Source organism: Yersinia intermedia (assembly GCF_900635455.1).
Classification (GTDB): domain Bacteria; phylum Pseudomonadota; class Gammaproteobacteria; order Enterobacterales; family Enterobacteriaceae; genus Yersinia; species Yersinia intermedia.
The window spans coordinates 314621-329078 of sequence record NZ_LR134116.1; the positions used below are offsets into that span (position 1 = coordinate 314621).

Below are 14458 nucleotides of genomic sequence, written 5' to 3' on the forward strand. Positions count from 1 at the left end.
TCATTTGATGCCCTTTTTCTACGTTGTCATGCTAGAACCTATCTCATCAGTGGTTTTTTCATCATAATTACTGGTGAGATGGGCTCTGGAAGTGCGGCGAATAGTGTCGAGTGGTGCCGATTAGAGAGTCTCTAGAGCATCCTTCGGCTTGGTTTGCTTTGCGATGCGAAGCAAAGTTGTTGTTCTGAATCATAGTGACAGGTTGGTTTATGAGTGCGAATACCGAGGCTCCAGGGAGCGGACGCGGCCTGGAAACGGCTAAATGGCTAATCGTTGCTGTATTATTAGTTACAGCTATTGTTGGTAACTATTATTTCCGTGATTACAGCCTGCCGCTGCGCGCGTTGGCAGTTGTAGTAATTATCGCTGTTGCCGGTGCTGTGGCATTGATGACGGCAAAAGGTAAAGCCACTGTCGCGTTTGCTCGTGAAGCACGCACGGAAGTGCGTAAAGTGATTTGGCCTACCCGTCAGGAAACTCTGCACACAACGTTAATCGTTGCTGCGGTAACTGCTGTAATGTCACTGATTCTATGGGGGCTGGATGGTATTCTGGTCCGCTTGGTATCGTTTATTACTGGCCTGAGGTTCTAAGATGTCTGAAGCACCAAAAAAGCGTTGGTACGTCGTTCAGGCGTTTTCCGGTTTTGAAGGCCGCGTAGCTCAATCGCTGCGCGAGCACATCAAGTTACATGACATGGAAGAGCTGTTTGGCGAAGTCATGGTTCCAACGGAAGAAGTCGTAGAAATTCGTGGCGGTCAACGTCGCAAAAGTGAACGCAAATTCTTCCCAGGTTATGTACTGGTCCAGATGGTGATGAACGATGCCAGTTGGCACTTAGTGCGCAGCGTGCCACGTGTTATGGGCTTTATCGGTGGTACATCCGATCGCCCTGCACCAATCAGTGATAAAGAAGTTGATGCGATTATGAATCGTCTTCAACAAGTGGGTGATAAACCACGTCCTAAAACACTGTTTGAACCAGGTGAACTGGTGCGTGTCAGTGATGGTCCATTTGCCGACTTTAACGGTGTTGTTGAAGAAGTGGACTACGAGAAAAGCCGCCTGAAAGTCTCTGTTTCTATCTTTGGCCGTGCAACACCGGTCGAGCTAGATTTCAGTCAGGTAGAAAAAGGCTGATTCATTTTTCATCATTGATTGAAATTTGATTCTTGTCTTAGGCGCGAAATTAAAATATAATTTCGCGCCTTTTGTTTTTAGATGTCTTGCTTTTGTCATCCGTGACAGCTTATTTCATCGTAAATAATAGCGAGACAAAACACGGGGAGCCTCGAACGCGAGGCGATACTACCCAAATCGAGGAAATCGTAAATGGCTAAGAAAGTACAAGCCTATGTCAAGCTGCAAGTAGCAGCTGGTATGGCGAACCCAAGTCCACCAGTTGGTCCAGCTTTGGGTCAGCAGGGTGTTAACATCATGGAATTCTGTAAAGCGTTCAATGCTAAGACTGAAAGCATTGAAAAAGGCCTGCCGATCCCTGTTGTTATTACTGTTTATTCTGATCGCTCTTTCACTTTCGTTACTAAAACCCCGCCAGCAGCAGTTCTGCTGAAAAAAGCGGCAGGTATTAAGTCTGGTTCTGGCAAGCCGAACAAAGACAAAGTAGGGACTGTGACCAGTGCTCAGGTCCGTGAAATCGCAGAAACCAAAGCTGCGGATATGACTGGTGCTGACGTTGACGCGATGATGCGTTCAATCGAAGGTACTGCTCGTTCCATGGGCCTGGTAGTGGAGGGTTAATAAATGGCTAAGCTGACCAAGCGCATGCGCGTGATCCGTGACAAAGTTGATGTTACTAAGCAATACGATATCAACGAAGCTGTTGCCCTGCTGAAAGAGCTGGCTACTGCTAAATTCGTAGAAAGTGTAGACGTTGCCGTTAACCTCGGTATCGATGCACGTAAATCTGACCAGAACGTTCGTGGTGCAACTGTGTTGCCACATGGTACTGGCCGTTCAGTACGCGTTGCTGTTTTCGCTCAGGGTGCAAACGCTGAAGCTGCGAAAGAAGCAGGCGCTGAATTGGTAGGTATGGAAGATCTGGCTGATATGATCAAGAAAGGCGAAATGAACTTCGACGTTGTTATTGCTTCCCCAGATGCAATGCGCGTTGTAGGTCAATTAGGCCAAATCTTGGGTCCACGTGGCCTGATGCCTAACCCTAAAGTGGGTACTGTTACTCCTAACGTTGCTGAAGCAGTTAAGAATGCTAAAGCAGGTCAGGTTCGTTATCGCAACGATAAAAACGGTATTATCCACACTACCATTGGTAAAGTTGACTTCGACTCAGATAAGTTGAAAGAAAACTTAGAATCTCTGGTTGTTGCGCTGAAGCGTGCTAAACCTGCTACAGCGAAGGGCGTTTATATCAAGAAAATCAGCCTCTCCACCACCATGGGTGCTGGCGTTGCAATCGATCAAAGCGGTCTGTCAGCAGTAGTGGTCTAATCACGAATTGATATTATCGCTTTACGTGGGCGTAAGGTTTGTCTAGAATCTTACGCCCATGCTTCTGTTGATGGGGCTAACTTATCATCAGAACACCAGAATTTTCGGTTGGAGCTTGGCCTTATCCAAGCCTCCGTCCAAGACCGCAGGTGTGTTGTAAGACACTTAATTTCCTGCGTAGACGGTGACAGAACCTAAAGCATTTTTTCTTTCTTATAAAGAATTGTCCTTGCTGAATTCTGCTCACCGTGTTTCAACGCCCGTTCATTGCGTTTTGTAGTGGATTGGGTGACGTGAGTTCCGGGGAATTATTCTCCGGTTAATCCAGGAGCAAGAACTAATGGCACTAAATCTTCAAGGCAAACAAGCGATTGTTGCTGAAGTTAAAGAAGTAGCCAAAGGTGCGCTGTCTGCGGTTGTTGCGGATTCCCGTGGCGTTACCGTTGACAAAATGACTGAACTGCGTAAAGCAGGTCGTGAAGCTGGCGTTCACATGCAAGTTGTTCGTAACACCTTGCTGTGCCGCATTGTTGAAGGCACTCAATTCGAATGCCTGAAAGACACGTTTGTTGGTCCAACCTTGATTGCATTCTCTTCTGAACACCCGGGCGCAGCTGCTCGTCTGTTCAAAGCTTTTGCTAAAGAAAATGCAAAATTTGAGGTTAAAGCAGCAGCCTTTGAAGGCGAGTTAATCCCTGCGGCTCAGATCGACCGCCTGGCAACTCTGCCAACCTACGAAGAAGCAATCGCACGTCTGATGGGAACCATGAAAGAAGCCGCTGCTGGCAAATTGGTTCGTACTCTGGCTGCGCTGCGTGATCAGAAAGAAGCTGAAGCGGCTTAATCGCCCTCACTTTTATCAGTCACTGCTTTTTAACGTATAAACTATTTCTGTATTTTAGGAACACTTGTTATGTCAACTATCACTAAAGACCAAATTCTGGAAGGCGTTGCAGCTCTGTCTGTAATGGAAATCGTTGAACTGATCTCTGCTATGGAAGAGAAATTCGGCGTTTCAGCTGCTGCTGTTGCTGCAGGTCCTGCTGCTGCTGCTGAAGCTGTAGAAGAACAAACTGAGTTCAACGTTGTTCTGGCTTCATTCGGCGACAACAAAGTTGCAGTAATCAAAGCTGTTCGCGGCGCAACTGGCCTGGGCTTGAAAGAAGCTAAAGACCTGGTTGAGTCTGCACCTGCAGTTCTGAAAGAAGGCGTGAACAAAGACGAAGCTGAGTCTCTGAAAAAATCTCTGGAAGAAGCTGGTGCTTCTGTTGAGATCAAGTAAGTTTAGCTTTGAGTTCGCAGCCTAACTTATAGGCTGATGGCTGGTGACTTTTTAGTCATCAGCCTTTTTGCGCTGTAGGGCGTTAGTCGCATTTCACACTGTTTAGCGGCTGACTAACCCCCAATATTCCTTTCTATTGACGACTTAATATACTGCGTTCTCAGCTACGACCCACTCGGGTAGCTCGGTAGTCAAAGTAACGCGATGAAATGGTTTAAGGGTGATAGAAAAGAGTATTTCGAGAAGTGTTTCAACTTCTCATTCTAAATAATAGTGTTGCATGAACTGTCCTATGTTTAGGGCAGACAGAGTGGGTCGACTTTTCAGCGAGCTGAGGAACCCTATGGTTTACTCCTATACCGAGAAAAAACGTATTCGTAAGGATTTTGGTAAACGTCCACAAGTTTTGGACATACCTTATCTCCTTTCTATCCAACTTGACTCGTTCCAGAAATTCATCGAGCAAGATCCCGAAGGGCAGCACGGCCTGGAAGCAGCGTTCCGTTCTGTTTTTCCAATTCAGAGCTACAGTGGCAATTCGGAGCTGCAATACGTTAGCTACCGTCTTGGTGAGCCTGTATTTGACGTCAAAGAGTGCCAGATCCGTGGTGTGACTTATTCCGCACCGCTGCGCGTTAAACTGCGTCTGGTAATCTATGAGCGCGAAGCTCCTGAAGGTACGGTCAAAGACATCAAAGAACAAGAAGTCTACATGGGTGAAATTCCACTCATGACCGAAAACGGTACCTTTGTCATTAACGGTACTGAGCGAGTTATCGTATCTCAGTTGCACCGTAGTCCTGGCGTATTCTTTGACAGTGATAAGGGTAAAACCCATTCATCGGGTAAAGTGCTGTACAACGCACGTATCATCCCTTACCGCGGTTCATGGTTAGATTTCGAGTTTGACCCGAAAGACAACCTGTTTGTCCGTATTGACCGTCGTCGTAAATTGCCTGCAACCATCATTCTGCGCGCATTGAGTTTCACCACTGCACAGATCTTGGATCTGTTCTTCGATAAAGTGGTCTTTGAGATTCGTGACAACAAGCTGCAGATGGAATTGGTTCCAGAGCGCCTGCGCGGTGAAACGGCATCCTTTGATATTGAAGCGAATGGCAAAGTTTACGTCGAGAAAGCGCGTCGTATTACTGCTCGTCATATTCGCCAGCTTGAAAAAGACGGCATTGATCGCATCGAAGTTCCGGTTGAATACATTGCCGGTAAAGTAGTTGCAAAAGACTATATCGATACGAACACCGGTGAGCTTATCTGTGCAGCCAACATGGAGTTGTCACTGGATTTGCTTGCTAAGCTGAGCCAGTCTGGCCACAAGCAAATCGAAACATTGTTCACCAACGATCTGGATCACGGTGCTTATATCTCCGAGACCTTGCGTGTTGACCCAACCAGCGATCGTTTGAGCGCCTTGGTTGAGATCTACCGCATGATGCGTCCTGGTGAGCCACCAACACGCGAAGCTGCTGAAAATCTGTTTGAGAACCTGTTCTTCTCCGAAGACCGCTATGATTTGTCAGCGGTTGGCCGGATGAAGTTCAACCGTTCTCTGCTGCGTGACGAAATCGAAGGTTCCGGTATTCTGAGCAAAGAAGACATCACCGAAGTGATGAAAAAGCTCATCGATATCCGTAATGGTCGCGGCGAAGTGGATGATATCGACCACTTGGGCAACCGTCGTATTCGTTCCGTTGGTGAAATGGCTGAAAACCAGTTCCGTGTAGGTCTGGTTCGTGTTGAGCGTGCAGTTAAAGAGCGTTTGTCTCTGGGCGACCTCGACACTCTGATGCCTCAGGACATGATCAACGCCAAGCCGATTTCGGCGGCGGTGAAAGAGTTCTTCGGTTCCAGCCAGTTGTCACAATTTATGGACCAGAACAACCCGTTGTCTGAGATTACGCATAAACGTCGTATCTCTGCATTGGGCCCGGGCGGTTTGACCCGTGAACGTGCTGGCTTTGAAGTTCGAGACGTACACCCGACTCACTACGGTCGCGTATGCCCAATCGAAACGCCAGAAGGTCCAAACATCGGTCTGATCAACTCCTTGTCCGTGTACGCACAGACCAACGAGTATGGTTTCCTGGAAACACCTTATCGTCGCGTGCGCGATGGTGTGGTGACCGATGAAATTAACTATTTGTCTGCTATTGAAGAAGGCAATTTCGTTATCGCTCAGGCGAACTCCAACCTGGACGAAGACGGCCGCTTCATTGAAGACTTGGTCACTTGTCGTAGCAAAGGCGAATCAAGCCTGTTTAGCCGCGATCAGGTTGACTATATGGACGTTTCCACTCAACAGGTCGTGTCTGTTGGTGCTTCTCTGATTCCATTCTTGGAACACGATGACGCCAACCGTGCATTGATGGGTGCGAACATGCAACGTCAGGCGGTTCCTACTCTGCGTGCTGATAAGCCGCTGGTGGGTACTGGTATGGAACGTGCAGTAGCGGTTGACTCAGGGGTAACCTCTGTAGCTAAACGTGGCGGTACTGTTCAATACGTAGATGCATCCCGTATCGTTATTAAAGTTAACGAAGACGAAATGTATCCGGGCGAAGCAGGCATTGATATTTATAACCTGACCAAATACACCCGTTCTAACCAGAACACCTGTATCAACCAGATGCCGTGTGTGAATCTGGGTGAGCCAATCGAGCGCGGCGACGTGCTGGCAGATGGCCCATCAACAGACCTGGGCGAACTGGCATTGGGTCAGAACATGCGTGTAGCGTTCATGCCTTGGAACGGTTACAACTTCGAAGACTCCATCTTGGTCTCCGAGCGCGTGGTGCAAGAAGATCGCTTCACAACTATCCACATTCAAGAACTGGCATGTGTGTCCCGTGACACCAAGCTGGGGCCGGAAGAGATCACTGCTGATATCCCGAACGTGGGTGAAGCTGCACTCTCCAAACTGGATGAATCCGGTATCGTATATATCGGTGCTGAAGTGACCGGCGGCGACATTCTGGTTGGTAAGGTAACACCTAAAGGTGAAACCCAACTGACGCCAGAAGAGAAGCTGTTACGTGCGATCTTTGGTGAGAAAGCGTCTGATGTTAAAGACTCTTCTCTGCGTGTACCAAACGGTGTTTCCGGTACGGTTATTGACGTACAAGTCTTTACTCGCGATGGCGTAGAAAAAGACAAACGTGCGTTAGAAATCGAAGAGATGCAACTGAAGCAGGCTAAGAAAGACCTGACTGAAGAATTGCAGATCCTGGAAGCGGGCCTGTTTGCACGTATCCATGCAGTACTGGTTTCTGGTGGCATCGAAGCTGACAAGCTGAGCAAGTTACCACGTGATCGTTGGCTCGAACTGGGCCTGACCGACGAAGACAAGCAAAACCAACTGGAACAGTTGGCAGAGCAGTACGACGAAATGAAATCCGAATTCGAGAAGAAGATGGATGCCAAGCGTCGTAAGATCACCCAAGGTGATGATTTGGCACCAGGCGTGCTGAAGATCGTCAAGGTGTATCTGGCCGTTAAACGTCAGATTCAACCAGGTGACAAGATGGCCGGTCGTCACGGTAACAAGGGTGTTATCTCCAAGATTAACCCGATCGAAGATATGCCTTACGATGAAAACGGTACGCCGGTAGACATCGTTCTGAACCCGCTGGGCGTACCATCGCGTATGAACATCGGTCAGATTTTGGAAACCCACTTAGGGATGGCAGCGAAAGGCATTGGCGAGAAAATCAACGCCATGCTGAAGAAGCAGGAAGAAGTTGCCAAACTGCGTGAGTTCATCCAAAAAGCCTACGATCTGGGTGACAACGTTTGTCAGAAAGTTGATCTGAGCACCTTCACCGATGACGAAGTATTGCGTCTGGCTGAGAACCTGAAAAAAGGTATGCCAATTGCAACACCAGTCTTCGATGGTGCGACAGAGAAAGAGATCAAGGAACTGTTACAGCTAGGTGGTCTGCCAACTTCTGGTCAGATTACGCTGTTTGACGGCCGTACCGGCGAGCAATTCGAACGTCAGGTTACTGTCGGCTACATGTACATGCTGAAACTGAACCACTTGGTTGATGACAAGATGCATGCGCGTTCTACCGGTTCTTACAGCTTGGTTACTCAGCAGCCGCTGGGTGGTAAGGCTCAGTTCGGTGGTCAGCGCTTCGGTGAGATGGAAGTGTGGGCGTTGGAAGCTTATGGCGCCGCGTACACATTGCAGGAAATGCTTACCGTCAAGTCCGACGATGTAAACGGCCGTACCAAGATGTACAAAAACATCGTGGATGGCGATCACCGTATGGAACCAGGCATGCCGGAGTCCTTCAACGTATTGTTGAAAGAAATCCGCTCGCTGGGCATCAATATCGAGCTGGAAGAAGAGTAACTCTTCGCCAGACGGCAGACTCTTACAGCCGGGAGTCTGCTGGTGGTTCGTACTGGTCACAGGGGCGCTCAAATTTCGTTTTGAGCGCCTATCAGGTCTAACTCCGACAGGAGCCAATCCGTGAAAGACTTATTAAAGTTTCTGAAAGCGCAAACTAAGACCGAAGAGTTTGATGCGATCAAAATTGCTCTGGCATCGCCAGACATGATCCGTTCCTGGTCGTTCGGTGAAGTTAAAAAGCCGGAAACCATTAACTACCGTACGTTCAAACCAGAACGTGACGGCCTTTTCTGCGCCCGTATCTTTGGCCCAGTAAAAGATTACGAATGCCTGTGCGGTAAGTACAAGCGTTTGAAACACCGCGGTGTTATTTGTGAGAAATGCGGCGTTGAAGTGACTCAAACCAAAGTACGCCGTGAGCGTATGGGTCACATCGAACTGGCTTCTCCAACTGCGCACATCTGGTTCCTGAAATCGCTGCCATCCCGCATCGGTTTACTGCTGGATATGCCATTACGTGACATCGAACGTGTACTGTACTTCGAATCCTATGTGGTTGTTGAAGGCGGTATGACCAACCTGGAACGTCGTCAGATCCTGACTGAAGAGCAGTATCTGGACGCGTTGGAAGAGTTTGGTGATGAGTTCGACGCGAAAATGGGCGCCGAGGCTATTCAGGCCCTGTTGAAAAACATGGATCTGGAAGCTGAGTGCGAGATCCTGCGTGAAGAATTGAACGAAACAAATTCTGAAACCAAGCGTAAGAAGCTGACTAAGCGTATCAAGCTGCTGGAAGCGTTCGTACAGTCTGGCAACAAGCCAGAGTGGATGATCCTGACCGTGCTGCCTGTGTTGCCGCCAGACTTGCGTCCATTGGTTCCGTTGGATGGTGGTCGTTTTGCGACTTCTGATCTGAACGATTTGTATCGTCGCGTGATCAACCGTAACAACCGTCTGAAGCGTCTGCTGGACTTGGCAGCTCCTGACATCATCGTACGTAACGAAAAGCGTATGCTGCAAGAAGCAGTAGATGCATTGCTGGATAACGGCCGTCGCGGTCGTGCGATTACCGGCTCTAACAAGCGTCCGTTGAAGTCACTGGCTGACATGATCAAAGGTAAGCAAGGTCGTTTCCGTCAGAACTTGCTGGGTAAACGTGTTGACTACTCAGGTCGTTCGGTTATCACCGTTGGTCCATACCTGCGTCTGCATCAGTGCGGTCTGCCTAAGAAAATGGCTCTTGAGCTGTTCAAACCGTTCATCTACGGCAAGCTGGAACTGCGTGGTCTTGCTACCACCATTAAAGCCGCCAAGAAGATGGTTGAGCGTGAAGAAGCCGTGGTTTGGGATATCCTGGATGAAGTTATCCGCGAACACCCAGTGCTGCTGAACCGTGCACCAACCCTTCACCGTTTGGGTATCCAGGCGTTTGAACCGGTTCTGATCGAAGGTAAGGCAATCCAGTTGCACCCATTGGTTTGTGCGGCATATAACGCCGACTTCGATGGTGACCAAATGGCTGTTCACGTACCGCTGACACTGGAAGCTCAGTTAGAAGCGCGTGCGTTGATGATGTCTACCAACAACATCCTGTCACCAGCGAACGGCGAGCCAATCATCGTTCCTTCTCAGGACGTTGTATTGGGTCTGTATTACATGACCCGCGACTGTGTTAACGCCAAAGGCGAAGGCATGGTTCTGACTGGCCCGAAAGAAGCTGAACGTATTTATCGTGGTGGCCTGGCATCGCTGCATGCTCGCGTAAAAGTTCGTATTACTGAAGAAATTCGTAATGTCGAAGGCGAAAGCATTACGCGCACCAGCATCATCGATACGACAGTTGGCCGTGCTATTTTGTGGATGATCGTCCCGAAAGGCCTGCCTTACTCTATCGTGAACCAGCCGCTGGGCAAAAAAGCTATCTCCAAGATGCTGAACACCTGTTACCGCATCCTGGGCTTGAAGCCAACGGTTATCTTTGCTGACCAGATCATGTACACCGGTTTTGCTTACGCAGCACGCTCAGGCGCCTCTGTAGGTATCGATGACATGGTTATCCCAGAAGCGAAAGCAGGGATCATCGAAGAAGCTGAAACTGAAGTTGCCGAGATCCAGGAGCAGTTCCAATCTGGTCTGGTAACCGCAGGCGAACGTTATAACAAAGTGATCGATATCTGGGCTGCGGCTAACGAACGTGTTGCCAAGGCGATGATGGATAACTTGTCTGTAGAAGATGTTGTCAACCGTGACGGCGTTGTCGAACAGCAAGTGTCATTCAACAGCATCTTTATGATGGCCGACTCCGGTGCGCGTGGTTCTGCTGCACAGATTCGTCAGCTAGCAGGGATGCGTGGTCTGATGGCCAAGCCAGATGGCTCGATCATTGAAACGCCAATCACCGCGAACTTCCGTGAAGGTTTGAACGTACTTCAGTACTTCATCTCAACCCACGGTGCGCGTAAAGGTTTGGCGGATACCGCATTGAAAACTGCGAACTCCGGTTACCTGACCCGTCGTTTGGTTGACGTGGCACAGGATCTGGTAGTAACCGAAGACGATTGTGGTACCCATAACGGTATCGTGATGACCCCGGTTATCGAAGGTGGTGATGTTAAAGAGCCACTGCGCGATCGCGTTCTGGGTCGTGTGACCGCAGAGGAAGTTATCAAGCCGGGTACGGCTGATATTCTGGTTCCGCGTAACACCCTGTTGGACGAAAAATGGTGTGATCTGTTAGAAGAAAACTCCGTCGACAGCGTTAAAGTTCGTTCAGTAGTAAGCTGTGAAACTGACTTTGGTGTGTGTGCAAACTGCTATGGTCGCGACCTGGCACGTGGTCACATCATCAACAAAGGTGAAGCAGTTGGTGTTATTGCAGCACAGTCAATCGGTGAGCCGGGTACCCAGCTTACGATGCGTACGTTCCACATCGGTGGTGCGGCATCTCGTGCGGCAGCAGAGTCCAGCATTCAGGTTAAGAACAAAGGCAGCTTGAAACTGAGCAACGTCAAGTTCGTTACCAATGCCGCGGGCAAGCTGGTTATTACTTCTCGTAATACCGAGCTGAAGCTGATCGACGAATTCGGCCGTACTAAAGAAAGCTACAAAGTGCCTTACGGTGCTGTAATGGCTAAAGGCGATGGCGCAGAAGTCCAGGGCGGCGAAACCGTTGCTAACTGGGATCCGCACATCATGCCAGTTGTGACCGAAGTGAGCGGTTTCATTCGCTTCGCGGACATGGTTGACGGCCAGACCATTACCCGCCAGACCGACGAACTGACTGGTTTGTCTTCTCTGGTAGTACTGGATAGTGCAGAGCGTACCGGTAGCGGTAAAGACCTGCGTCCGGCACTGAAAATCGTTGATGCCAAAGGCGACGATGTATTGATCCCAGGTACTGATATGCCTGCTCAATACTTCCTGCCAGGTAAAACGATTGTACAGTTGGAAGACGGCATTCAGATCGGTGCGGGTGATACCCTGGCGCGTATTCCTCAGGAATCAAGCGGTACCAAGGATATTACCGGTGGTCTGCCACGTGTTGCTGACTTGTTCGAAGCACGTCGTCCGAAAGAGCCTGCAATCCTGGCTGAAATCAGCGGGATCATCTCGTTCGGTAAAGAGACCAAAGGCAAACGTCGCCTGGTTATCTCGCCGTTAGATGGTAGCGATGCATACGAAGAGATGATTCCGAAATGGCGTCAGCTCAACGTGTTCGAAGGTGAAATTGTAGAACGCGGTGACGTGGTTTCCGACGGCCCAGAATCTCCACATGACATTCTGCGTCTGCGTGGCGTTCACGCGGTTACCCGCTACATCACCAACGAAGTGCAGGAAGTTTACCGTCTGCAAGGCGTTAAGATTAACGATAAACACATCGAAGTTATCGTTCGTCAGATGTTGCGTAAAGGCACTATCGTTGATTCAGGTAGCACTGACTTCCTGGAAGGCGAGCAGGCAGAAATGTCTCGCGTTAAAATCGCTAACCGTAAGCTGGCAGCCGAAGGCAAAATCGAGGCTACGTTCACGCGTGACCTGCTGGGTATTACCAAGGCATCCTTGGCGACTGAGTCCTTCATCTCTGCGGCTTCGTTCCAGGAAACCACGCGCGTTCTTACTGAAGCGGCAGTTGCCGGTAAACGTGATGAACTGCGTGGCCTGAAAGAAAACGTAATCGTGGGCCGTCTGATCCCAGCCGGTACCGGTTACGCTTATCATCAGGATCGTGCACGTCGTAAAGCTCTGGGTGAAGTTCCTGTTGTGCCGCAAGTTAGCGCGGATGAAGCAACGGCTAACCTGGCTGAATTGCTGAACGCCGGTTTTGGTAACAGCAAAGACTAATCTCTTTGTTGCTCACCAACGTAAAAACCGCTCCTTACGGGGCGGTTTTTTTTTGCTTTTTTTTAGGATTTAAACGGTCGATTTATTGCAGGGAACGCCCTAAATGGCGATCCCAATCCTTCCACACCGGCTGTAACCCCGCCCGCGTCAATGCCTGTGCTACCTGCTCAGGTGTACGATTATCGTGAGGAGCAAATTGTTCAAGCTCTGGATGATTATCCGCATACCCACCAGGCTGAGTTTTGGAACCAGCACTGACATTATTAATCGCGACTGGAATGACATTGTCGCGGAAGAAAGGTGATTCACGGGTAGATAGCGACAGTTCCACATCGGGGGCAAACAATCTAAAAGCACAGATTAATTGCAGCAGTTGCGGCTCACTCATCAGAGATGCAGGCTCGATACCGCCCGCACAAGGTCGTAGTCGTGGAAACGAAATAGAGTAGCGACTTTGCCAATAAGTCTGTTGCAGATAAAACAGATGCTCCGCCAGCATATAACAGTCCGTGCGCCAACTATTAGACAGCCCGATCAACGCACCTAGCCCGATCTTGTCGATCCCGGCCCGACCGAGACGATCTGGGGTTGCCAGCCGCCAGTGAAAATCTTGCTTATGCCCGCGCAAGTGATGTTGCTGGTAAGTCGCTGGGTGATAGGTTTCCTGATAAACCATCACTCCGTCTAATCCCAACGTTTTTAACTCCGCATACTCCTCTTGTGCCAATGGTTGAACTTCCATCATCAGTGAACTGAAGCGACTACGAATAGCTGGGAAGTGACGACGAAAGTAATCCATTCCTACTTTTGCCTGATGTTCGCCAGTGACCAGCAGCAGATGTTCAAAACCCAGCGTTTTGATCGCGTCACACTCACGGATGATTTCTGCTTCATCCAATGTTTTGCGCTTGATGCGATTGCTCATCGAGAAACCACAATAAGTACAATCATTGGCGCACAGATTAGAAAGGTAGAGCGGCACATAAAAACTCACCGTGTTACCAAAACGCTGGCGGGTCAGTTGCTGGGCTTTTTGCGCCATGGGTTCGAGATAAGCCAGTGCAGCGGGCGAAATCAACGCCATTAAATCGTCGCGATTCGGTTTGACAGCATTAATGGCCCGCTCAACATCAGCGGCGGTTTTACTGTTAATGCGCAGGGAAATATCATCCCAATCTAATTGTTGCCAGTGTTGACTGAAATCTTCAGACATGATGCTCCTCCCCTAACTGGCTGAGAAAGCCAGTCAGTGGGCTGGTGGCAATGGCCTTGCCAAATTGTTGGTTGCCAAGCCCAGCCTGACGCGCCAATTCACCAGATTCAACTGCTAAGCGGAAGGCATGCGCCATTTGCACGGGTGAGCGCGCCACAGCAATTGCGGTATTGACCAGCACGGCATCAGCGCCTAATTCTATTGCTTCAAGCGCATGGCTTGGCGCACCAATTCCGGCATCGACTACCACGGGCACTTTGGCCTGCTCGATAATAATTTGCAGAAAGTCACGGGTACGTAAGCCCAAATTTGAGCCAATCGGTGCACCCAATGGCATGACGGCAGCGCAACCTGCTTCTTCCAGCCGCTTGCACAATACCGGGTCCGCACCACAGTAAGGCAAAACAACAAATCCCTCTTTCACCAGTATTTCTGCGGCTTTTAGGGTTTCTATTGGGTCAGGCAATAAATACTTCACATCGGGATGAATTTCCAATTTTACCCAATGGGTACCCAGTGCTTCGCGCGCCAGACGGGCAGCAAACACAGCTTCTTGCGCCGTTTTAGCGCCTGAGGTATTCGGTAGCAAGCGCACACCTAATTGTTGCAAGGGCGCAAGAATTGCATCGTTCCCTGCCCGCAAATCAACCCGTTTCATCGCCATAGTAATCAGTTGTGACCCTGAGGCGCGCAATGCTTCCAGCATCAGTTCAGGGGTGGAAAATTTTCCCGTACCGGTAAATAAACGTGAGGTAAAAGTGGTATCGGCGATCTTCAGCAT

10 protein-coding genes are annotated in these 14458 nt (G+C 49.5%); 8 read left to right on the forward strand and 2 right to left on the reverse strand.

Annotated features, from left to right (window positions below):
- Positions 1 to 209: 209 nt before the first annotated feature.
- From secE to rpoC, 8 genes are all read left to right on the forward strand, one after another.
- Positions 210 to 593 carry a preprotein translocase subunit SecE gene (gene secE, locus EL015_RS01495; protein ID WP_005192343.1) on the forward strand — a complete coding sequence of 128 codons (384 nt, stop codon included), beginning with the start codon at positions 210 to 212 and terminating at the stop codon, positions 591 to 593.
- A 1-nt stretch (position 594) separates the two neighbouring features.
- Complete coding sequence (gene nusG / locus EL015_RS01500; protein ID WP_002210671.1) at positions 595 to 1140, forward strand: transcription termination/antitermination protein NusG; 546 nt, start codon at positions 595 to 597, stop codon at positions 1138 to 1140.
- Positions 1141 to 1332: 192 nt separating this feature from the next.
- Positions 1333 to 1761: a 50S ribosomal protein L11 gene (gene rplK, locus EL015_RS01505; protein ID WP_004704678.1), complete on the forward strand. Its 429-nt coding sequence runs from the start codon at positions 1333 to 1335 to the stop codon at positions 1759 to 1761.
- Positions 1762 to 1764: 3 nt separating this feature from the next.
- Complete coding sequence (gene rplA / locus EL015_RS01510; RefSeq protein ID WP_005192339.1) at positions 1765 to 2469, forward strand: 50S ribosomal protein L1; 705 nt, start codon at positions 1765 to 1767, stop codon at positions 2467 to 2469.
- A gap of 340 nt (positions 2470 to 2809) precedes the next feature.
- The gene (rplJ, locus tag EL015_RS01515; RefSeq protein ID WP_005192337.1) at positions 2810 to 3313 is read left to right on the forward strand and encodes a 50S ribosomal protein L10; all 504 of its coding nucleotides are present in this window, start codon (positions 2810 to 2812) and stop codon (positions 3311 to 3313) included.
- A 69-nt stretch (positions 3314 to 3382) separates the two neighbouring features.
- Positions 3383 to 3751, forward strand: coding sequence for a 50S ribosomal protein L7/L12 (gene rplL, locus EL015_RS01520; RefSeq protein ID WP_004876762.1), 369 nt, complete (start codon positions 3383 to 3385; stop codon positions 3749 to 3751).
- A 343-nt stretch (positions 3752 to 4094) separates the two neighbouring features.
- Complete coding sequence (gene rpoB / locus EL015_RS01525; RefSeq protein WP_005192333.1) at positions 4095 to 8123, forward strand: DNA-directed RNA polymerase subunit beta; 4029 nt, start codon at positions 4095 to 4097, stop codon at positions 8121 to 8123.
- A gap of 120 nt (positions 8124 to 8243) precedes the next feature.
- Complete coding sequence (rpoC, locus tag EL015_RS01530) at positions 8244 to 12464, forward strand: DNA-directed RNA polymerase subunit beta' (RefSeq protein WP_005192331.1); 4221 nt, start codon at positions 8244 to 8246, stop codon at positions 12462 to 12464.
- 82 nt (positions 12465 to 12546) lie between these two features.
- Here rpoC and thiH read toward each other — a convergent pair whose 3' ends face one another.
- Together thiH and EL015_RS01540 are read right to left on the reverse strand one after the other, a co-directional pair.
- Positions 12547 to 13677 carry a 2-iminoacetate synthase ThiH gene (thiH, locus tag EL015_RS01535; RefSeq protein WP_032907892.1) on the reverse strand — a complete coding sequence of 377 codons (1131 nt, stop codon included), beginning with the start codon at positions 13675 to 13677 and terminating at the stop codon, positions 12547 to 12549.
- Positions 13670 to 14458 carry a thiazole synthase gene (locus EL015_RS01540; RefSeq protein WP_005192326.1) on the reverse strand — a complete coding sequence of 263 codons (789 nt, stop codon included), beginning with the start codon at positions 14456 to 14458 and terminating at the stop codon, positions 13670 to 13672. Before EL015_RS01540 ends, thiH begins: the two co-directional genes overlap by 8 nt.